Below are 20,274 nucleotides of genomic sequence, written 5' to 3' on the forward strand. Positions count from 1 at the left end.
AACAATCAGAACAACTACAACTGGTTTTTTACTAGTCGCAGTAGCATTATAGTCTTTTTCTTGCTCTTCTATATACACTGAATCTTTCATATTGTAAATATCCGTCATTATATAGAAATATGAAATACGTGGTAACACGTAAATTTTGAAAATTATTCGTAAATAATTCTATAACAATTTCATATGGTGCTCTTTTGCCCAAATGAGTAGACTGTTAGTTTTGGGCTCAATGTTGAGTTTTGTTATGATGTTACTACGGTGTTTTTCAACCGTTCTGTATGAAATAAATAGTTGTGAAGCAATTTCTTTATTGGTCTTGTCCTGGGCTATAAGTTTTAAAATCTTTTTTTCTGAAGGAGTAAGTGTGTTAAGGTCACTATCCTCCATTAACACAACCCCAATAAGTTCCTTTATTTTATCGCTGAAAAATGGAACACCCTCCGTAACTGTTTTAATACAGTTTTCAATTTCTTCAAGCGCAAACTCCTTCAATATATATCCAAAAATATTTAGCTCCTGCGCTTTTTGATACAGTTCTTTTTCTTTGTGGAGTGTTATCAATACTATTTTTGTGTCAATATCAAGTCCTTTGCATTTTTGTGCAATTTCAAGTCCAGACATATAAGGCATCTGAATATCTAATATGGCAATATCCGGCTTTGTTTGTATTATGAGGTTGTATGCCTCCCTTCCATCTTTTCCACTTCCCAATAAATTGAACCCCTTTTCAAGCAAAAAATCGCTCAAACCTTTCAAAAGAAGCGGGTGGTCGTCTGCAATAATAATAGATGGCGTAGAATTGGTCATAACGGAAATTGAAATTCAAGCACAGTGCCGGTATCTTTTTTTGAGGTTACTTTCATTTGTCCTTTTAAAAATTTGGTGCGTTCCAAAAGGGTTTTTAGGCCTAATGATTTTACATCTTGGTATTTTTCTGAAAAATCAAACCCCACGCCATTGTCGCGAATGGAGATTAAAATATTATTGGTGAATTTTTTCACTGAAACTTTGCCAGCTTCTGCGTTGGCGTGTTTAAGAATGTTGCTCAAGCTTTCTTGAATAATTCTATAAATGTTCACTTCATCTTCTTTTGAAAAAATATTGTCAATGTTATCTATTTCAGCTGAAATGAAAAGCGTAGTGTTTTCGTCTATCAAATTAATGGTATATTCAATGGCTTTTGTTATGCCCAACTCCTGAAGTTGAAAGGGATGTAGGTCTCTTGAGATGGTCCTAACTTCTTCAATGGTGTGGTCCACCATTTTTTTTGTGTCCTCATCGCCACTCGCCATCAACTTGTTTTTAATAACCAATAATTGTTGGCCAACCCCGTCATGAAGATCTTTTGATATTCTTTTTCGTTCTCCTTCTTGGGATACAAGCAATTCCTGGCTGAATTTTTCCTGAAGTATTTTATTGCTTTTTAAATGTCTTTGGTTGCGATAGAGCAATATTAGCCCAAACCCCAATAAAATTGCAATTCCTCCAAAGAGCATTGCTTTTTTGAAACTTTCATTGTCTTTCTCCAGCAGAGTAATATTTGAGGTTTTTTCAACAAGTTCTTTTTCCTTTTTTTCAGTTTCGTAAAGAGTTTGGTAATAAGCAAGAGCATTTGCGGTACTTCTGTTATAAATGGAATCCTTTATTGCTGTTGAAGCTTGATTGTATTCCACACTTTTTTTAAAATCGCCAATGTCATAATATATTTCAGATAAAAAAGAATAGGAGCTCATTATTTCGTCTTCCAAACCTAACTTTTTGGCAATGGCTAATTTTTCTTTGGCTAGCGCTAAAGCCTCATCTTGCTTGCCTGTAGATTGCAAATATTTGGCCTTTCCGCCCATATAGTTGAGCTCTGCGGAAGGATTTCCGCTAAGATCAAAATCTAGATTTTCTATTAGGTCAAGATGCTTTTTTGCCTCGATAATTTGGTTGTGCTCACAATAATATTCTATCAAGCGCGAATGGATGCCAATAAATATTGACTCTTCCGATTCGTTTTTAACAAAAAGTTTTTCGGCCAAAAGCAATGATTTGTACTCCAAATCGCGCTCGCCCATCTTTTTGTAATCCAACGCTTGGTTGTAATATTCATTCGGCAAAAATGAATTCAGACCCAAGACTTTCATCTTTTCAATCAGCGCCTCCCGTTCTTTCTTGGCTTTTTCATAAAAACCATTCATACTGAACATATTGATTATGCCTTCCTGTGCAAAAACCATATAGTTATATTCTTTTTTCGCTTCATATATGGTGTATGCCCTTGTATAATCTTCGCCTGCCAAAACAAATTTGCCCAACTGCGAATATGCTTGCCCCCTAAATAGATAGGCATCTGCAATGTACAAAGAGTCTTTGGCGGAAAAATTTTCTAGGGCAAGGTTATAATCCTCAATTGCTTTTTTAAAATCTACTTTAGTATTTGCTTTTCCGCGTTTTATATATAGCCCGCCCAACAATGAGCTGTCCTTTATTTTGTACTTTCGGGCAAGCACACTGTTTATTATGGTGATGGCGTTCAGTGGATCGTTGGCATAATTTGTAAGCGGGTATTGAAGATTCATTGCTTTTTTGGCGGCCCATTCAATGCTGTCCATTTCTTGCGCCAAGCTTATGTAATCTAAACTATACTTAATAAAAGATTCTGGATTGGTTGAAAAAGTGCGGAGCAACAAACTGTCCAATGCCGCTAATTTTAAGGATTTGTCATTGGTGGTTTTTACAATTTTCTCATAATGTGGAATATCCTGACAGTATCCCGAAAAAGGACAAAGTGCAATTATAAAAAGTAAAAACAATAGTTTTTTCAATACCAATGAATTATCAGCGGAGAAGATAAAAGTACTTAAATTATTGGAAATAAACATATCAGCCGGTTATTCTATTTCACATAAAAACAATTTCTGCCATAATCAATCACGGCTCTCCTTTCCTTTAAAAAATCTGCGCCAATTATTCCGTGTATGGCATCTTCATCGGCTTGTGAAAGCGCTTCGTTTACATGCGAAAGATCAAAAAGCACAAAATCCATATTTTTCAGTTCCCAATTTGCAATGCTGAATTTATTTTTCCGCGAAAGCATGGTCTCCATGTTTATAGCACCAGCGCCTGCAGCTTTAATGATGCTTTCTTCACTTATCAATAAAAAATGGGCACTGTCCGTAAAACCTATGCAACTAGTTGAAGCACCTGTGTCCAGTATAAAACTGCCCAAAACACCATTAATTTTTGCCGAAAAAAGATAATGGCCCGTGGCGAGCCTTTTCAGTGGAACACGATAAAAACCTTCGTCTTCAAGAAATTTGCGTAATTGCATCAGCTTTTTTGTGTAAAGATAGCAAACAAAATAAGTAGCTTTGCAACTATGTTGACCGACACACATACACATTTATACAGTGATGCTTTTGCCGAAGACCGCCCGCAAATGATGCAGCGCGCGTTTGATGTTGGTATAAAAAGGTTCTTTATTCCAGCTATTGATTCAGGTTATACCGAGGCAATGTATGCTTTGGAAAAGGAATATCCAGAGAATGTTTTTTTGATGATGGGCTTGCATCCAACTTCGGTGAAGGAAAATTTTGAGGAAGAATTGGCGCATGTGGAAGCGCAGTTCCAAAAGAGGAATTTTTTTGCGGTGGGCGAAATTGGGATTGATCTTTATTGGGATAAATCAACTTTGGGAATCCAGCAGATTGCTTTTAAAAGGCAAATTCAGTTGGCGAAGAAATACAAACTTCCCATTGTTATACATTGCCGCGATGCTTTTGATGAAATTTTCGAGGTTTTGGAAACCGAAAAAAGCGATGATCTCTTTGGAATTTTTCATTGTTTTACCGGAACTTTTGAGCAAGCTGAAAGAGCAATTTTGTTTAATATGAAACTGGGCATTGGGGGAGTGGTTACTTTTAAGAACGGAAAGATTGATACTTTTTTAAATCAAATTCCGCTGAAGCACATCGTTTTAGAAACAGATTCGCCCTATCTTGCTCCGGCACCCTTTCGGGGTAAACGCAATGAGAGCAGTTATTTGGCTTTGGTATGTAAAAAACTTTCAGAGATTTATAATGTTTCGGAAGAAGAAATAGCGAAAATCACCACTGAAAATTCAAAAGCGGTATTTAAAATTTAAATTCCAAAAAACAAGTGCCAAATACCAAAAAAGTTGAACTTTGGAATTTGGAATTTTAACATTTGGAATTTCATAAATATAATATGTATGCCAAAATGAAAACCCAACCCAACATTCTCCTTATATATACTGGTGGAACCATCGGAATGATTAAAGATTTTGAAACAGGCGCACTGCGCAATTTCAATTTTGATGAATTGCTCAACCACATCCCTGAACTTAAACTTTTGGATTGCAACATAACCACCACCGCTTTCAAAAAACCAATAGATAGTTCAAATATGAATCCCGAATACTGGGTGGATATTGCAACTATCATTGAAGAAAATTATGAAGTGATGGATGGTTTTGTCGTGCTTCACGGTAGTGACACTATGAGCTATACCGCTTCAGCATTAAGTTTTATGCTGGAAAATTTGGGCAAGCCGGTAATTTTTACGGGCTCTCAATTGCCAATAGGTGATTTGCGCACGGATGCTAAAGAAAACTTGATTACCTCTATTCAGATTGCATCGTTACAGGAAAAAGGCGTTTCAAAAATTGCTGAGGTCTGTCTTTATTTTGAATATAAATTATACCGTGCAAACAGAACTACAAAGATTAATGCAGAGCATTTTGAGGCCTTCGCATCATTAAATTATCCAGATTTAGTGCAGAGCGGCGTGCATTTGGTTGTAAACAATGAAGCTTTGTATAGACCAAACCGAAGAAAAAAACTGAAAGTCCACAAAACATTGGAGAGTAATATTCTTTTGGTAAAAATGTTTCCAGGAATTGATGAAGCTACCGTGAAATATCTTTTTGAATATCCTGAAATAAAAGGTTTGGTGCTTGAAACGTATGGAAGTGGAAACGTTACCAATGCCGAATGGTTTTTAAATTCACTTAAAAAGGTAATAAAAAAAGGAGTTCCCGTTATTAATGTAACACAATGTTCTGGCGGAAGTGTGAATATGGGCCTTTATGAAACCAGCACCGAACTTAAAAAAATAGGTGTTATCAGTGCAAAAGACTGTACTACAGAAGCTGCCTTGGCAAAATTGATGTATTTATTGGGACAAAAAATTTCGGCTAACAGCTTCAAAACCATATTTGAAACCTCTTTGCGCGGAGAAATGCAATAAATAAACCCGCTAAATTATTTTATAGCGTTATTTTTTTTGTGATATTTGGCACTCCATTCAAAAAATGGCTGAATTAATTAGAGAGGTGGCCGAGTGGTCGAAGGCGCACGCCTGGAAAGTGTGTATACGCCACAAGCGTATCGAGGGTTCGAATCCCTTCCTCTCTGCAAATAAATTTTAACCAACTGGGCATAAACATTTACTGTGTGAATTAATATTCTTGCAGATTAACTAAATTATTTTATATCTTTAAACCTTTAACTAAAAACAAACTTTAAGTCGATAGCAATGAAAAAATTATTTTCTATTATGGCGGTTGCCGCAATGGTATTTGTAGGCACATTAAACGCGAACGCTGCAACAGCGCAAACAATGCCAACCAGTTCACAGGCGCTGGTAACAGCAGCTACAGTTTCAATTATTCAAGATGAAGCAGCTCCTGCTGCAGAGACCGAAAAAGGATTTCACCAAGAGTTGAAAGAACGTTTCGTGGAAGGTGGTCCTGGATTTATGGGGATTGTACTCCTGTGTTTAATTCTTGGTTTGGCTATTGCTATTGAAAGAATTATCTACCTTAATCTTTCTACCACAAACACTCAAAAATTAGCTCAGGATGTAGAAGATGCTTTAAACAGTGGCGGAATTGAAGCTGCTAAAGAAGTATGCAGAAACACAAAAGGTCCTGTTGCATCAATTTATTACCAAGGTCTTGACCGCGCCCACGAAGGCATAGACATTGCTGAAAAAGCTGTTGTTGCTTACGGAGGTGTTCAAATGGGACAATTGGAAAAGAACGTTTCTTGGATATCACTTTTTATCGCTTTGGCTCCTATGCTTGGTTTCATGGGTACAGTAATCGGGATGATTATTGCATTCGATAAAATTCAGGCAGCGAGTGATATGAACCCTTCTCTTGTGGCAGGTGGTATTAAAGTGGCACTTTTAACAACCGTATTCGGTTTGATCGTGGCTATTATCCTTCAAATTTTCTACAACTATATTATCGCTAAAATTGATAGTATCGTTAACAGTATGGAAGATGCTTCTATTACTTTGATCGATATGTTGTTCGACTACAAACAAAAAAACAAAATCTAAATAAACCACAAGATGGCATTACATAAAATTTTAAAAATAGTAGCATTGCTTCTTAGCGTTGCAGGGGTTATTTTTCTTGCAATGATCATCGCGAAAGGTGATGAAGCCGTTACTGCTACAGGTGAAGGCGTAGATGGATTCTTGTTTGTTGCTTATATTATATTTGCTATTACAATAGTGTTCGTTCTGTTTTTCGTTTTGAAAGGAATTTTCGCAGGGAACATAAAGAACACCTTAATTTCAGTAGGAGCTTTTCTTCTTATTGTTGTTATATCATATGTTTTAGCAGACGGCACACCAATGGAAATGCAAGAAGGTGAAATGCTTTCTGCAAGTGGCTCTAAATGGGTTGGTGCAGGATTGTATGCATTCTACATAATGGCTGTTTTGGCAGTAGGCGCAATGGTATTCAGCGGAATTAAAAAAGTAACAAAATAATGGCAAGAAGAGCAACACCCGAAGTAAATGCAGGGTCTATGGCGGACATCGCTTTCCTACTGCTTATCTTTTTCTTGGTAACTACTACCATTGAAAAGGACAAGGGTATCGCGAGACAGTTGCCGCCGAAGGAAGATGTTGTTGACCCACCAAAAATCAAGGAGAAAAACCTGTTCATTGTAAATGTGAACCGAAGCGATCAATTATTGGTTGAAGAAAAATTGATGGAGCTTAAAGATCTTCGTCAGGCCGCGATTGCTTTTCTTGATAATGGGGGAGCACCTTCTGGTAGCCCTGAGTATTGCAGCTACTGCAGAGGAAAACGAAATCCAGAATCTTCAGATAACCCAGACAAGGCTGTAATTTCTGTTCAGAATGACAGACTTACCTCTTATAAAATGTACATTGCCGTTCAAAATGAATTGGTGGCAGCATACAACACCTTAAGAGATAGAGAATCCGAAAGGCTCTACGGTTGGAAGTTTACTGAAAAGAGCAGAGATCTTGATGAAGGGAAGATTAAAGGAGAAGCAGCCAAAGAAGCACTTCAATTAAAATTGGAAGAAATTCAAAAGTTATTTCCTTTAAAGCTATCTGAAGCAGAACCTAAAAAATCTGGACAATAACACTAAGAGTATGTCAAAATTCACAAAGAAAAAAAGCAGCGAATTGCCCGCAATTTCTACAGCATCCCTCCCGGATATTGTATTTATGTTACTATTCTTTTTTATGGTGGTAACAGTTTTGCGGAATGACAATTTGCTTGTTCAGAACAAATTGCCAAAAGCAGATCAGGTAGAGAAATTAAAGAAAGACCGATCCGTCTATATTTATGCAGGAAAGCCAAGTTCCAGATATACTGATAAATTTGGTACAGAAGCTAAAATACAGATTGGCGATAAGTACACAGATATTTCCAATATTAAATTTGCATTGACAGAAGCGCGCGAAAAATTGCTTCCTGAACTTCAGGATAAAGTTATGGTGGCGCTTAAAGTTGATGAGAAAACCAATACTGGAATGGTTACTGACATTAAACAGGAATTGCGTGATCTTAATATGTTAAAGATTATTTACATCACCACTCCTGGAAACGAAATAAACGAATAGATTATTTAATATTACAATAAAACGCCTTGCTCCTAAGTTTCGGGATCAAGGCGTTTTTTTTAGCTTATTCTGAAAATACATTTATCTTTATAGATATGCAAAAAGTGTTTAAATTCTATATTGGTTTGCTTTTAGGCTTTGTTTCGTTTTGTGGCATTGCCCAAGATACCATTCGGCCCGCTGCTGTTGATTCTTTGTATAGAGAAGATCAGTTTTACGTGGGTGTTACCTATAACCTTCCTTTAAGCCTCCCTTCGGGCACTAATGTAAGAGGTCTTTCCGGAGGATTCCAACTTGGTTTCCTTCGCGATATGCCCATTAATAAACAACGAAATATAGCCATTGCAATTGGCGCTGGTATTTCAATTGATCAATATGGACAAAATCTTTTTATTGGTGAAACCGCCAATGATGAAACCATTTTTAGGGTCTTGAATAATGTTGATTACACACGAAACCGTTTTAATACGGCTATTGTTGAAGCCCCAATTGAGTTTAGATGGCGGAGCTCTACGCCTTCCAGCTATAAATTTTGGAGAGTCTATGCTGGTTTTAGGGTTGGTTATGCTTATTGGTATAAAGCAACTTTTAAGCAGACAGGAAATAATGTCAATCAAACAAAAATTCCTGAATTTGATCCACTTCGTATGGCTGCAACATTAAGTTTAGGGTACAATACCTTCAATTTTTTTGCTTCCTATAGCATTAATCCTTTCTTCAAGGATGCCGTAACTGTAGATGGAGAAAAAGTAGATTTTAGAACTTTGAAGGTGGGCTTAATGTTTTATATTTTATAGCCAATTATTGAAAAGAATCAATTGTGGCAATGCCCCCAAAAGAAGTCCAATTCCAAGCTCTGCATAGGTGTGCGAGTCATTTTCCAATCGTGAAGAAGCCACCCAGCCGTTTACAAATAGAAAAAAACTGATAGTGATAAGTAAATTTATTTTGAAATGGGCACTCAATCCAATAATAAACATTAAAATTCCAGCGATGCCCATTTGGTGCAAGCTAACCTTCATTTTAAAAAATACCATTACCAATGCAGCGAAAGCTGAAAAGACCATCCCCACAAAAAAGCTGTAAAGTTCTGGGTCTTCATAAGGGTCAAAAACCATTTTAATAATTAGCAGTAAAAGGATGCATTGAATCATCAAAGGAAACTTGCGCTCTTTCACTTCCCTTAAATAAATGGTTTCAACAACCCTTAAATTTTTAAGTAGAAAAAAAATAACAATAGGAATAAAAATGGTGATAATAGCAATAGCAAAATATTCTGAAAGCACTATTTCTTCATCAATATATTTTGGGGTTACTTTGTAATAAAGTATAGTTCCAAGAAGTGGCATCAATAACGGATGAAAAATATAGGAAGCAATTTTAAGAAATAGTCTCATTAAATTTCCTTTCTAAGCCTTGCCACGGGCAGGTCTAATTGTTCTCTATATTTGGCAATGGTTCGCCGGGCTATAGGGTAGCCTTTTTCCAATAAAATTTTAGCAAGTTTATCGTCCGTAAGTGGCTTCCGCTTGTTCTCTTCGGAAATGGTTATTTCTAGAATCTTTTTTATTTCCTTTGTGGAAACATCTTCCCCTTGATCGTTTTTCATCGATTCACTGAAAAAATCCTTTATAAGCTTGGTTCCGTAAGGCGTGTCCACATATTTGCTGTTCGCTACGCGCGAAACTGTGGAAACATCCATATTTATCTTGTCTGCAATATCTTTTAAAATCATCGGCTTCAACTTCCGTTCATCGCCACTCAAAAAGTATTCTTCCTGATGATGCATAATTGAGTTCATTGTAACAAAAAGCGTTTGCTGCCGTTGTTTTATGGCATCTATAAACCATTTTGCAGCATCAAGCTTCTGTTTGATGAACATTACAGCATCTTTCTGCGCTTTGGATTTGTCTTTGGACTCTTTGTAGCCCTTAAGCATATTGGTGTAATCGTGGCTCACGTGAAGCTCTGGGGCATTTCTTCCGTTTAAGGTTAAATCCAATTCGCCGTCCACAATTTTTATTGCGAAATCGGGAACTACATGTTCTACCATTCTTGTATTTCCCGAATACGTGCCGCCCGGTTTTGGGTTCAAACCTTCAATTTCGTGGATTGCATCCCGCAGTTGGTCTTCGGTGATATCAAACTTTTGAATTAGTTTTTTGTAATGCTTCTTGCTGAAATGATCAAAGGAATCATCTATAATATCTATCGCCAAAGCTACGGCAGGTGTCTGTTCCCTGCGTTCCAATTGAATAAGTAAGCATTCCTGCAGATCGCGGGCTGCAACTCCGGCAGGATCCAATTCCTGGACTATTTTCAGCACTTTTTCAACTTTATTCTCAGTGGTGTAAACGTTTTGGGTGAAAGCCAAATCATCAACAATTTCCTGTAGCTCTCGCCTTATGTAACCACTTTCATCAACGCTTCCTACCAAAAACTCCGCAATTTCCTTTTCCTCTTCGTCCAAACGATAGGTGCTCAATTGCTGCATCAAGTGCTGGGTAAACGAAGTTCCGGCGGCATAGGGCATTTGCCGTTCTTCATCGTCAGCGCTATAATTGTTTGCGGAAAGTTTATAGCTGGGCACTTCGTCATCGCTTAAGTAGTCGTCAACGTTTATATCGGTTTCAATTACTTCGTTGCCTTCATCATAATTGTCGTCATACTCATCGTTGCTAAATTCGTCATCAAAATTTTCACTTTCCTCTTTTCCGCCTTCAAGGGCTGGATTTTCCTCCAATTCTTGAGATATTCGTTGTTCAAAAGCTTGCGTTGGCAGTTGAATCATCTTCATCAACTGTATTTGCTGAGGCGATAATTTCTGGGAAAGTTTAAAGTTTAATTGTTGCTTTAACATAAATGCAATTAGTTCTTCATAAAGTTAAAAAAAACCAGCTACTAAAATAATGAAGTAGCCAGTTTTAATACAATCTTATGCTTTTTAGATTAGAATTCCGCGTTGCCCGGAGTTCTTGGGTAAGGAATTACATCGCGAATGTTACCCATTCCCGTTGTAAACTGTACCAAACGCTCAAAACCAAGTCCAAAACCACTGTGAACGGCAGTTCCGAATTTACGGAGGTCCAAATACCAATATAATTCTTTTGCGTCAACGTTCATGGTTTTCATTTTTTCAAGTAAAACATCATAACGTTCTTCCCGTTGTGAACCGCCCACAATTTCCCCAATGCCCGGAAACAACACATCCATGGCGCGTACCGTTTTACCGTCGTCATTCAAACGCATGTAAAATGATTTTATATTTGCGGGATAATCAAACAGAATAACAGGGCATTTAAAGTGTTTTTCCACTAAAAAGCGCTCGTGCTCACTTTGCAGATCGGCTCCCCATTCTTCAATTATATATTTGAATTTTTTCTTTTGGTTTGGTTTGGAACGTTTCAAAATATCAATCGCTTCGGTATAGCTCACTCTTTTGAAATTGTTCTCCAAAATAAAACGAAGTTTCTCCCTAAGTTTCATTTCACTTCGCTCATCCTGTGGCTTGTTCTTTTCTTCTTCCAACAAACGGTTTTCAAGAAATTCTAAGTCATCTGCACAGTTTTCCAAAGCGTAATTTACAACGTACTTTATAAAATCTTCTGCCAAATCCATGTTCGCATCCAAATCATTGAAAGCAACCTCTGGCTCTATCATCCAGAATTCCGCCAAGTGACGACTGGTGTTTGAGTTTTCAGCTCTAAAAGTTGGGCCGAAAGTATAAACTTTTCCCAGCGCCATCGCATATGTTTCAGCTTCCAACTGCCCGCTTACGGTTAGGTTGGCTTCTTTTTCGAAGAAATCTTCTTTATAATTTACGTTGCCGTTTTCATCCAACGGCGGATTTTTCGCATCTAAATTCGTAACCCGAAACATTTCCCCAGCACCTTCGGCATCGCTTCCGGTGATAATGGGCGAGTGCATATAATTAAATCCGTTTTTCTGAAAATATTCGTGAACGGCAAAAGCCAGTTTTGAACGCGTGCGCATCACTGCCCCAAAAGTGTTGGTACGAATTCGCAAATGAGCCTGTTCGCGCAAGGTTTCCAGCGAGTGTCTTTTTGGGGAAAGGATGGTGAGTTTTACATCTTCAGGATTTGCTTCTCCCAAAACGGTCAGATTGGAAACTTGTATTTCCACCGTTTGTCCTTGCCCTTGGCTTTCTACCAAAATCCCTGAAACCTCAATGGCAGCGCCAACGGTTACTTTTTTAAGCAGTTCTTCTTCGAAATTTTCAAAATCTACTACACATTGTAAAGTTTTGATGGTAGACCCATCGTTTAAAGCAATGAATCTGTTGCTTCTAAAAGAGCGAACCCAACCTTTAACAATCACTTCGTGATGGGTAGGCTCGTTTTTCAACAATTCAGCTATAGTCTTGTCTTGCATGGTCAATTTTTAAGAGGAGCAAATATACTTCAAAAAAATTCCAAAAAAGAAAAATCCAAAACCCAAAAAGCAATTGCCAAATTCCAAAAAGGACAAATCACAAATAAAAAACAACTTCCAAAACTCAAAGTTGAGTTATTGAAAAGAATTAGCTGATTACTGCGACTGAAAACTGATTACTCATTTTCATCATCATCCGATAAAATTTCAATTGCGGGTTTCTTCATCGTTTCTTTGTTCGCTATACTTCTTTCAAGTGAAAGTAGGAGCGTGGGAAGCAGCAAAAGATTGGAAAGCATCGCAAAAAGCAAGGTAATTGAAACCAAAGCCCCCAAAGCTACCGTCCCTCCAAAACTTGAAATGGTAAACACTGAAAATCCAAAGAAAAGCACGATTGAAGTGTAAAACATACTGATGGCACTTTCGCGCACCGCCGCAAAAACCGACTTTTTTATCTTCCAGTTATTGGCTATCAGTTCCTGCCTGTATTTAGCTAAAAAGTGAATGGTGTCGTCCACCGAAATTCCAAAGGCGATACTAAACACCAAAATTGTTGAAGGTTTTATTGGAACGCCCACAAAGCCCATTACTCCCGCGGTAATCAACAACGGCAGAAGGTTTGGAATAAGTGAAATCAAAATCATTTTAAAGCTTCGGAACATCCACGCCATAAATATCGCTATCAAGAAAATGGCCAACGAAAGTGAAAGAATCAAGTTGTTCACCAAATAACGGGTTCCCTTTTGAAAGACCAAAGCTTTCCCCGTGACCGAAACATTATAGCGTTCCGGCGGAAAAACTTTGTTTATTTCTTTATGAAGGTCTTCTTCAATACGCCCGAACCTATCGGGTTCAGTGTCTTTCATAAAGGTTGTGATTCGGGCAAATTGCCCAGTGCTGTCCACATAACTATTCAGCAAATTGGTTTTTGTGGAACTAGTTTTTGCGTATGAAAGTAAAAAAGTACGCTCTTGGCTATTCGGAAGTTGGTAGTATTCTGGGTTGCCGTTGTAATAAGCCTGTTTGGAATATTTCACCAATTCAACCACAGAAAGTGGTTTCGCAAACTCGGGAATTTCTTTTATGTGATCTTGCAATTCATCAATTCGCTTTAAGGTAGAAAGGCTCATAACGCCTTTTTTCTTCTTCGTGTCCACCATTATTTCCAAGGGCATAATGCCTTCATATTCCTTTTCAAAAAAGCGGATATCGTCAAAAAAGCCAGTGTTTTTAGGCATATCCTCAATAAGGCTGCCTGAAATTTTAATTTGAAAGATTCCAATAATACTGGCGCACAAAAGAAGAACGGCCACAATATAAATCGTGATTCTACGGTCCCGCACCATCCGTTCTACCCAATTAACAAACTTGTTTATCCACATTTTATTCAAATGCTTCAAGTGTTTGTCTTTTGGTACGGACATATAGCTGTAAATAATAGGTATAATCAGTAAACACAGCAAAAAGATGGCAACGATGTTAATGGAAGCAACTATACCGAATTCACTCAAAAGCTCACTTTTCACCAAAATAAAAGTTGCAAAACCCGAAGCTGTTGTTAGGTTTGTCATTAAGGTTGCATTCCCAACTTTCGTAATTACACGTTGTAAGGATTTCGCTTGGTTCCCGTGCAATTTTATTTCCTGTTGATATTTATTTATGAGGAAAATGCAGTTCGGAATTCCAATAACAATTATCAACGGCGGAATCAATGCCGTAAGCACCGTAATTTCATAATGCATCAGTCCCAAAAACCCAAAAGCCCACATCACCCCAATAATAACGGTACACATAGAAATAAAGGTGGCGCGCCAGGAGCGGAAAAAGAAGAAAAATATAAGGGAGGTAATAAAAAGCGCTGCGCCAATAAAAAGGCCAATTTCGTCAATAATACTTTGCGAATTCAGTGTACGTATGTATGGCATGCCCGATGTATGCACTTTTACACCCGTTTCAGCCTCAAATTTTTTAATAAGTGGAATCAAGTCGTCCACCACAAAATCTCGACGTTCCGCAGTATTTACAATATCTTTTTTAAGATAGATTGCGGAGCGAATGCTCTGTTTATCTGGGCTGTAAATAAGTCCGTCATAAAAAGGAAGTTTGTTGAAAAGCTCGTCTTTATAAACCGCGAGGTTCGCATCCGTAAAAACGGAATCCGTTATAAAAGGCACCAGTTCAAAACCTGTGGTGTCCGCTTTCTTTTCTAGCTTTTGAAGATTGCCAACGGAAAGCGTTAGCTCCACCTCGCTGAATTTACCAATGTCTTTAGAAAGTTTGTTCCAGGCTTTAAACTTGGCAGGCGTAAAAATGGTTGAATCCTTCACGCCCATCACGATCAGGTTGCCCTCTTCGCCGAAATGTTTTAGAAACTCATCATATTCAAGATTTATGGGATGGTCATCGGGCAGCAAATTGGCCTCGGTATAGGTGAAGCGCATGTTTTTCCACTGTAGCGCGAGCAGCACGGTAATGAGCGCGATAACAATTAAAATCCCTGTTCGGTTCCGTAAAATAAAACGGGCCACCCAGCCCCAAAACCCAATGCTGAAAAGTTTGTTCAAAGCAATTTTTTATAGACTTGGCAAAGGTACGTATTTGCAATAAGTAGGGAATTTATTTTGTGTGGTATTTTGGAAGTAGGAAAATTTTCAAAACCTTTTGTAGATTTACAGGAATAAGAGTTTTATGAAATACTTTTTATTCATATTAGCATTTGTGGTTTATTCACCTAGTTTCAGCCAAGATAATTCTGAAATTAATTACATTTTCCAAAAAATTGAATCTATTCAAAAAGATTGGAAATACTTTAAATTAAAAGATACGATTCAAGTAAAGATAATTCAGCACAATCCAGCTCTTTTTTTATGTGGAATAACGGCTTCTGCATCAATGACTATAGTGCAAATGGAAAATGGAAAATTAATTCGGGTTCTTGATTTGTGTAATCTATCGGATGAATACGAAGTCAATCAAATGATAAAAATTCTTCCTTTTCAAAATCCAGATATCCATGTATCCTTACCTTTTGATTTCAGGAAAAACTCAAATAACAAATATGAATCAATGACCCAAAATTATGATACTTCTATTTTGGACACAACTTGGGGCATACTTATAAAATAGAAAATCTAAGCAAAATTCAGTGTCCAGATCGTGTCCCAAACAACTAACAACCAATTAAACCTTCAAATAAAAAGTAAACTTAAACGAAATATTATCTGAAAACTTCGGAATGTTATAATACCCATAACGGTAAGCGGCGCTAAGCCCGAATCCAAAAAGAATTTTATTGATTTCAAAACCGCTTTCGTTATAAAAATGTTCCAAGGTATTGAACGGAATTCCAACATGTCGTGACGTATTTCCCATGTCGCCCCATGCATGGCGCGTAATCAGCACCAATTCGGGCTTCCATTTCTCGGCAAGTTTAAACCGTCGCAAACTGTGTTTAATTTGCAACGTGGTCAATTTATCTGAAAAAAATTCCCCAAAATACATCGTCTCAAAACTCTGCACCCCTGCAACCGAGAAGCGCTGCAAAATTTCATCTTTTTTGGGTTGGTTGGGATATGAGTGAAACAAATGCGTTAATGGCACGTCCCCTGTGGCAAACAGTCCCTCCAAAAGAATATTTGTTGAAGAAAGATCCGTCCGTTTTATGAAATAGTCAAACTTCAATCCAATTTTGGTGTAGTTGAAATCACTACCAGCCACACCTTTAAAGCCTTGCGTAACTTGAGCACTTATTTTTGGGAGACCGTCAAAATACTCTTTAGTTCCATCTTCATTGGTAAAAAAATTGGTTTTTGGGCTAATTCTAAAAGAAACAGTAGCTTCCGCCAACTGATAATCACTGTAAAGTCGGTTGTCGTTCACAAAAAAGTAATCCTCAATATTTTCCACATTGCTGTGTTCTATTCGCGCTTCCGCAAGTATTTTAGGGGTAAGTTCGCTGGTTACATTGGCGTAATATTTTCGGTATTTATAAAATTGGGTAATATTAACCAATCGCGGTTCAAAAACGGAATACACACGGGCATCGGTAAGAAAATCAAAAGTTCCTATTTCCTTTATATCGTCCGTATAATATAAATTTACCCAGGTCTTTTTTTCCTTGTTCATACGCGCACCGCCCCCAAGACTATATTTTATTGCCTTATCCTTAAAACCATACGCCACATAGCCTCCAAACCTGTATTTCTCAAAAAGTTTATCGTTGGTTAGACCTCCTATGCCCAGCCTGAAGCCTTCGTAATTATTATATTTTATAAGGGTTTTGAGGTCAATATCAAAAAACCCCACCGGATAATAACCCGAGGAAAGCGGATGCTCCTTTTTTTCCTCAATGGTGGATAGGCTGTCTTTTTTGGTAGTTTGAATTGCTGGCTGTTGCGCAAAAACAGAAAAGGCAATCAAAAACATAAAAAAGAAAAAGAGGTTGCGCATAAACTGTTGGAAGAAGGTGTTAAGAATGATTTAAAAATAAAAAGAAAGCGGCACAGTTGCCGCTCTATTGTATTTAGTTTAACGAAACGGAATTTATACCGTCATTATTTCCTTTTCCTTTTTCGCTAAGATCTCATCTATTTTTTTGATGTGCGCGTCTGTCATTTCCTGTATGTCTTCCTCCAAACTTTTTTTAAGATCTTCAGAAATTTCAAGACCTTTCAAATCGTTATTGGCATTTTTACGGTCATTGCGGACGCCTATTTTTGCTTCCTCAGCCGCTGCTTTGGCCTGTTTTGCCAAATCCCTTCTGCGTTCTTCGGTTAAGGGAGGAACGCTGATAATAACACTTTCACCATTATTCATTGGGTTGAAGCCAATATTTGCAAGATGGATACCGCGCTCAATTTCAGGAATCATTCCTTTTTCCCAAGGTTGAATGCTAATGGTCATTCCGTCTGGGGTGCTCACGTTCGCCACTTGGCTCAAAGGGGTTTGACTTCCGTAATAATCAACCATCACGCTACCAACCATGGCAGGTGAAGCTTTCCCGGCACGAATGTTTACCAATTCCTTTTCAAGATGCCTCAGGGCATTCCCCATTGCTTCTTTTGTGCCTTCAATTATAAAATCTATTTCGTCTTCCATAACATGCCCGCGAAGGCGGGTATCTTTTGATTAAACTTAAATTATATTTTTTACAAATTTACTTTTGTGCCAATCTTTTCGCCGGAAACTACTTTTAGTAGATTCCCTTTTGTATTCATATCAAAAACAATAATCGGCAATTCATTTTCCTGGCTCAAGGTGAAAGCTGTGGTATCCATCACTTTCAGTCCTTTTTGCAATACATCTTCAAAACTGATAAAATCGAATTTTGTTGCGTGGGTATCTTTTTCAGGGTCGCTGGTGTAAATTCCATCTACGCGGGTTCCTTTCAAAATAACATCGGCGCCAATTTCAATAGCGCGCAAAACTGCAGCCGAATCTGTTGTAAAGTAAGGATTTCCAGTTCCTCCACCGAAAATAACCACGCGACCTTTTTCCAAATGGCGAATCGCTTTTCTGCGGATAAATGGTTCTGCTACTTCGTTAATATTAATGGCACTTTGCAAACGTGTGGGCACTTCCTCATTTTCCAGTGCGCTCTGTAAGGCAAGCCCGTTAATTACGGTTGCAAGCATCCCCATATGGTCGCCCTGCACACGGTCCATCCCGCTACTGGCGCCAGCCAATCCCCTAAAAATGTTGCCACCCCCAATAACGATGGCCACTTCCACACCTTTTTCGGTAATCTGTTTTATTTCGTGGGCGTACTCTTTCAGTCTAACGGGGTCAATGCCGTATTGTTGATCGCCCATTAAGGCCTCGCCGGAAAGTTTTAAAAGTATTCGTTTGTAGTGCATAGCAGATTTTTACTGCGCAAAAATAAAGAAAATTATTGATGCGGTGGAAGTAAAAAAAGAGAGACTGAAATTAATCAGTCTCTCTTCGGTAAAATGTATGTTTAAAAAGCTTATGCTAAAGAAACTCTTTTAAAACCAACAACTTCAACATCGCCATACGTTTTTACGTAATCTGCAACGCTCTTTTTGTCGTCTTTAATAAAGTTTTGGTCAAGCAACGCTTTTTCGTGGTCCATTGTAGTGTTGTCACTAATGAAACGCTCAATTTTCCCCGGAAGGATTTTATCCCAGATTTGCTCTGGCTTGCCTTCGGCTTTCAATTCAGCTTTTGCATCAGCTTCAGCTTGTGCCATAATTTCTGGAGTCAATTGTGCTCTTGAAATGTATTTAGGAACGTTTTTAAGGGTTTTGCCCAAACGGCCCAACTCAATGTTTTCCTTTTCAATAACTGCAATTCTCGCTTCCGTTTCAGAAGCTACGAAATCTGCATCAAAATCTTTGTAAGAAAGAGTAGTAGCACCCATAGATGCAACTTGCATAGAAACGTCTTTTGCCAATTCCTCTGCGTTGTTAACTGCTTTTGAAAGACCTGTTAAAGCAGCAATTTTGTTACCGTGAACGTAAGAACCTACGAAAGGAGCTTCCAAAATTTCGTAACCACCAATCTCGATTTTTTCACCGATAACACCAGTTTGTTCAGTCAATTTATCAGCAACGGTAATCCCGCCAAAATCTGAAGCCAAAAACTCATCTTTTGAAGATGTGTTCAAAGCAATTTCAGCCATTTTGTTTGCCATTTCAACGAAAGAGTCGTTTTTCGCAACAAAGTCGGTTTCACAGTTTAATGAAATAGCAACACCTTTTGTGTTATTGCTGTTCACTTTTGCGGTTGCAACACCTTCGCTAGAGTCGCGGTCTGCTCTTTTTTCGGCAATTTTCTGTCCTTTTTTTCTAAGGATTGAAATTGCTTCCTCCATATTTCCACCTGCTTCAACTAAAGCGTTTTTGCAGTCCATCATTCCGGCGCCGGTGGTTTGTCTTAGTTTATTTACTTCTGCGGCTGTTATGTTTGCCATTTGTATAAATTTTTGAGTTTAATATTAAAAAAAGTCGTTCAATATATTTTCACTAAAGAAAAGAACTAAACGACTTTTAAATTTTAAGATAAAGTTATTATTCTTCTTCGTTTAGAACTTCTTTTTTCGATTTCTGACGAACGGGCTTTTTAGCTTCTTCCATTGCTTCTACGTCATCCTCATCTGTTGATGGAACTTCCGCTTTTACTTTTTTAGGAGCTTTTGCCTTTTTTGTCATTCCTTCTTCATCGTTGTTATCGTCATCACCTCCAGATTTTCTTTCAGAAAGACCTTCAATAACAGCTTCAGAAACAAAGTTCATAATGCTTTCAATAGATTTTGAAGCATCATCGTTACTTGGAATTACGTAATCAATAACACGTGGGTCACTGTTGGTGTCCACCATCGCGAAGATTGGAATGTTCAATTTCAATGCTTCTGCAACTGCAATGTGCTCACGAGTTGTGTCAACCACAAAAAGTGCTGCGGGAAGACGGCTCATATCAGAAATGGAACCTAAGTTCTTTTCCAATTTTGCGCGAAGACGATCTACTGCCAAACGCTCTTTCTTTGAAAGGGTGTTGAAAGTCCCGTCCTGCTTCATTCTATCAATAGAAGCCATTTTCTTAACGGCTTTACGGATAGTCACAAAGTTGGTAAGCATACCGCCCGGCCATCTTTCAGTGATGTAAGGCATGTTTGCATTCTTTGCTTTTTCAGCAACAATGTCCTTCGCTTGTTTTTTGGTAGCTACAAAAAGGATTTTGCGTCCACTGGCTGCAATTTTTTTAAGGGCTTCGTTAGCCTCGTTGATTTTTGCAGCGGTTTTGTAAAGGTTGATAATGTGGATCCCGTTGCGCTCCATATAGATATACGGCGCCATGTTTGGGTTCCATTTGCGGGTTAGGTGGCCAAAATGCACACCTGCTTCAAGTAAGTCTTTTACTTCTACTTTTTTTGCCATTTTTGTTTTAGTTTACGTTCTGTGAAAGGATAGCAACCGACTCATTATTGGTACTCCTTCGCCAAAGGCTATGGAGCACAAAGCAGAG

20 protein-coding genes and 1 tRNA gene are annotated in these 20,274 nt (G+C 38.0%); 9 read left to right on the forward strand and 12 right to left on the reverse strand.

Annotated elements, in window-relative coordinates; genetic code table 11:
- Positions 1-168 precede the first annotated feature (168 nt).
- From A7A78_RS05215 to A7A78_RS05225, 3 genes are read right to left on the reverse strand one after another with little or no spacing between them, the layout of a single operon-like run.
- Positions 169-807: a response regulator gene (locus A7A78_RS05215; RefSeq protein WP_068761396.1), complete on the reverse strand. Its 639-nt coding sequence runs from the start codon at positions 805-807 to the stop codon at positions 169-171.
- Entirely contained in the window at positions 804-2,867 is a 2,064-nt protein-coding gene (locus A7A78_RS05220) for a tetratricopeptide repeat-containing sensor histidine kinase (protein ID WP_068761397.1), read from the reverse strand. Before A7A78_RS05220 ends, A7A78_RS05215 begins: the two co-directional genes overlap by 4 nt.
- A gap of 14 nt (positions 2,868-2,881) precedes the next feature.
- Entirely contained in the window at positions 2,882-3,316 is a 435-nt protein-coding gene (locus A7A78_RS05225) for a retropepsin-like aspartic protease family protein (protein ID WP_207489332.1), read from the reverse strand.
- 48 nt (positions 3,317-3,364) lie between these two features.
- Here A7A78_RS05225 and A7A78_RS05230 point away from each other — a divergent pair, with 48 nt between their 5' ends.
- The 8 genes from A7A78_RS05230 to A7A78_RS05265 all read left to right on the forward strand — a co-directional run bounded on the left by A7A78_RS05230 (position 3,365) and on the right by A7A78_RS05265 (position 8,696).
- A complete protein-coding gene (locus A7A78_RS05230; protein WP_068761398.1) occupies positions 3,365-4,129 on the forward strand; it encodes a TatD family hydrolase in 765 nt (254 codons plus the stop codon).
- Between the two features lie 95 nt (positions 4,130-4,224).
- Entirely contained in the window at positions 4,225-5,253 is a 1,029-nt protein-coding gene (locus A7A78_RS05235; protein ID WP_068761487.1) for an asparaginase, read from the forward strand.
- 79 nt (positions 5,254-5,332) lie between these two features.
- A tRNA-Ser gene (locus tag A7A78_RS05240) sits at positions 5,333-5,420 on the forward strand.
- A 121-nt stretch (positions 5,421-5,541) separates the two neighbouring features.
- Complete coding sequence (locus tag A7A78_RS05245; RefSeq protein WP_068761399.1) at positions 5,542-6,351, forward strand: MotA/TolQ/ExbB proton channel family protein; 810 nt, start codon at positions 5,542-5,544, stop codon at positions 6,349-6,351.
- A gap of 12 nt (positions 6,352-6,363) precedes the next feature.
- Positions 6,364-6,789 (forward strand): hypothetical protein, encoded by a 426-nt coding sequence (locus A7A78_RS05250; protein WP_068761400.1) that lies wholly within the window; start codon positions 6,364-6,366, stop codon positions 6,787-6,789.
- Positions 6,789-7,415, forward strand: a complete 627-nt coding sequence (locus tag A7A78_RS05255; protein WP_068761401.1) for an ExbD/TolR family protein — start codon at positions 6,789-6,791, stop codon at positions 7,413-7,415. Before A7A78_RS05250 ends, A7A78_RS05255 begins: the two co-directional genes overlap by 1 nt.
- 10 nt (positions 7,416-7,425) lie before the next feature.
- Positions 7,426-7,899: an ExbD/TolR family protein gene (locus A7A78_RS05260; RefSeq protein WP_068761402.1), complete on the forward strand. Its 474-nt coding sequence runs from the start codon at positions 7,426-7,428 to the stop codon at positions 7,897-7,899.
- 95 nt (positions 7,900-7,994) lie between these two features.
- Positions 7,995-8,696, forward strand: coding sequence for an outer membrane beta-barrel protein (locus tag A7A78_RS05265; protein ID WP_068761403.1), 702 nt, complete (start codon positions 7,995-7,997; stop codon positions 8,694-8,696).
- Here the strand turns inward: A7A78_RS05265 and A7A78_RS05270 are convergent.
- From A7A78_RS05270 to A7A78_RS05285, 4 genes are all read right to left on the reverse strand, one after another.
- The gene (locus A7A78_RS05270) at positions 8,691-9,296 is read right to left on the reverse strand and encodes a hypothetical protein (RefSeq protein ID WP_068761404.1); all 606 of its coding nucleotides are present in this window, start codon (positions 9,294-9,296) and stop codon (positions 8,691-8,693) included. The genes A7A78_RS05265 and A7A78_RS05270 overlap by 6 nt on opposite strands.
- Positions 9,296-10,759, reverse strand: coding sequence for an RNA polymerase factor sigma-54 (rpoN, locus tag A7A78_RS05275; RefSeq protein WP_068761405.1), 1,464 nt, complete (start codon positions 10,757-10,759; stop codon positions 9,296-9,298). Before rpoN ends, A7A78_RS05270 begins: the two co-directional genes overlap by 1 nt.
- Positions 10,760-10,848: 89 nt before the next feature.
- A complete protein-coding gene (gene asnS / locus A7A78_RS05280) occupies positions 10,849-12,291 on the reverse strand; it encodes an asparagine--tRNA ligase (RefSeq protein ID WP_068761406.1) in 1,443 nt (480 codons plus the stop codon).
- A 176-nt stretch (positions 12,292-12,467) separates the two neighbouring features.
- Positions 12,468-14,855 (reverse strand): efflux RND transporter permease subunit, encoded by a 2,388-nt coding sequence (locus A7A78_RS05285; RefSeq protein WP_068761407.1) that lies wholly within the window; start codon positions 14,853-14,855, stop codon positions 12,468-12,470.
- Positions 14,856-14,979: 124 nt separating this feature from the next.
- Here A7A78_RS05285 and A7A78_RS05290 point away from each other — a divergent pair, with 124 nt between their 5' ends.
- On the forward strand, positions 14,980-15,417 hold the full coding sequence (locus tag A7A78_RS05290; RefSeq protein WP_068761408.1) for a hypothetical protein: 438 nt from the start codon (positions 14,980-14,982) through the stop codon (positions 15,415-15,417).
- A gap of 54 nt (positions 15,418-15,471) precedes the next feature.
- Here A7A78_RS05290 and A7A78_RS05295 read toward each other — a convergent pair whose 3' ends face one another.
- The 5 genes from A7A78_RS05295 to rpsB all read right to left on the reverse strand — a co-directional run bounded on the left by A7A78_RS05295 (position 15,472) and on the right by rpsB (position 20,186).
- A complete protein-coding gene (locus tag A7A78_RS05295) occupies positions 15,472-16,740 on the reverse strand; it encodes a DUF5686 family protein (protein ID WP_068761409.1) in 1,269 nt (422 codons plus the stop codon).
- Positions 16,741-16,833: 93 nt separating this feature from the next.
- A complete protein-coding gene (gene frr / locus A7A78_RS05300; protein ID WP_068761410.1) occupies positions 16,834-17,388 on the reverse strand; it encodes a ribosome recycling factor in 555 nt (184 codons plus the stop codon).
- A 50-nt stretch (positions 17,389-17,438) separates the two neighbouring features.
- Entirely contained in the window at positions 17,439-18,146 is a 708-nt protein-coding gene (gene pyrH / locus A7A78_RS05305; protein WP_068761411.1) for a UMP kinase, read from the reverse strand.
- Between the two features lie 110 nt (positions 18,147-18,256).
- Positions 18,257-19,222 (reverse strand): translation elongation factor Ts, encoded by a 966-nt coding sequence (gene tsf, locus A7A78_RS05310; protein WP_068761412.1) that lies wholly within the window; start codon positions 19,220-19,222, stop codon positions 18,257-18,259.
- 97 nt (positions 19,223-19,319) lie between these two features.
- Positions 19,320-20,186: a 30S ribosomal protein S2 gene (gene rpsB, locus A7A78_RS05315; RefSeq protein ID WP_068761413.1), complete on the reverse strand. Its 867-nt coding sequence runs from the start codon at positions 20,184-20,186 to the stop codon at positions 19,320-19,322.
- Positions 20,187-20,274 lie beyond the last annotated feature (88 nt).

It is taken from the genome of Aequorivita soesokkakensis (assembly GCF_001641085.1).
In the GTDB taxonomy this organism is placed as follows: domain Bacteria; phylum Bacteroidota; class Bacteroidia; order Flavobacteriales; family Flavobacteriaceae; genus Aequorivita; species Aequorivita soesokkakensis.

Excerpts from the sequence above, each read along its gene's own strand:
- A7A78_RS05215 (WP_068761396.1), bottom strand. The coding sequence starts at position 807 with ATGACCAATTCTACGCCATCTATTATTATTGCAGACGACCACCCGCTT.
- A7A78_RS05220 (WP_068761397.1), bottom strand. The coding sequence starts at position 2,867 with ATGTTTATTTCCAATAATTTAAGTACTTTTATCTTCTCCGCTGATAAT.
- A7A78_RS05225 (WP_207489332.1), bottom strand. The coding sequence starts at position 3,316 with ATGCAATTACGCAAATTTCTTGAAGACGAAGGTTTTTATCGTGTTCCA.
- A7A78_RS05230 (WP_068761398.1), top strand. The coding sequence starts at position 3,365 with ATGTTGACCGACACACATACACATTTATACAGTGATGCTTTTGCCGAA.
- A7A78_RS05235 (WP_068761487.1), top strand. The coding sequence starts at position 4,225 with ATGAAAACCCAACCCAACATTCTCCTTATATATACTGGTGGAACCATC.
- A7A78_RS05245 (WP_068761399.1), top strand. The coding sequence starts at position 5,542 with ATGAAAAAATTATTTTCTATTATGGCGGTTGCCGCAATGGTATTTGTA.
- A7A78_RS05250 (WP_068761400.1), top strand. The coding sequence starts at position 6,364 with ATGGCATTACATAAAATTTTAAAAATAGTAGCATTGCTTCTTAGCGTT.
- A7A78_RS05255 (WP_068761401.1), top strand. The coding sequence starts at position 6,789 with ATGGCAAGAAGAGCAACACCCGAAGTAAATGCAGGGTCTATGGCGGAC.
- A7A78_RS05260 (WP_068761402.1), top strand. The coding sequence starts at position 7,426 with ATGTCAAAATTCACAAAGAAAAAAAGCAGCGAATTGCCCGCAATTTCT.
- A7A78_RS05265 (WP_068761403.1), top strand. The coding sequence starts at position 7,995 with ATGCAAAAAGTGTTTAAATTCTATATTGGTTTGCTTTTAGGCTTTGTT.
- A7A78_RS05270 (WP_068761404.1), bottom strand. The coding sequence starts at position 9,296 with ATGAGACTATTTCTTAAAATTGCTTCCTATATTTTTCATCCGTTATTG.
- rpoN (WP_068761405.1), bottom strand. The coding sequence starts at position 10,759 with ATGTTAAAGCAACAATTAAACTTTAAACTTTCCCAGAAATTATCGCCT.
- asnS (WP_068761406.1), bottom strand. The coding sequence starts at position 12,291 with ATGCAAGACAAGACTATAGCTGAATTGTTGAAAAACGAGCCTACCCAT.
- A7A78_RS05290 (WP_068761408.1), top strand. The coding sequence starts at position 14,980 with ATGAAATACTTTTTATTCATATTAGCATTTGTGGTTTATTCACCTAGT.
- A7A78_RS05295 (WP_068761409.1), bottom strand. The coding sequence starts at position 16,740 with ATGCGCAACCTCTTTTTCTTTTTTATGTTTTTGATTGCCTTTTCTGTT.
- frr (WP_068761410.1), bottom strand. The coding sequence starts at position 17,388 with ATGGAAGACGAAATAGATTTTATAATTGAAGGCACAAAAGAAGCAATG.
- pyrH (WP_068761411.1), bottom strand. The coding sequence starts at position 18,146 with ATGCACTACAAACGAATACTTTTAAAACTTTCCGGCGAGGCCTTAATG.
- tsf (WP_068761412.1), bottom strand. The coding sequence starts at position 19,222 with ATGGCAAACATAACAGCCGCAGAAGTAAATAAACTAAGACAAACCACC.
- rpsB (WP_068761413.1), bottom strand. The coding sequence starts at position 20,186 with ATGGCAAAAAAAGTAGAAGTAAAAGACTTACTTGAAGCAGGTGTGCAT.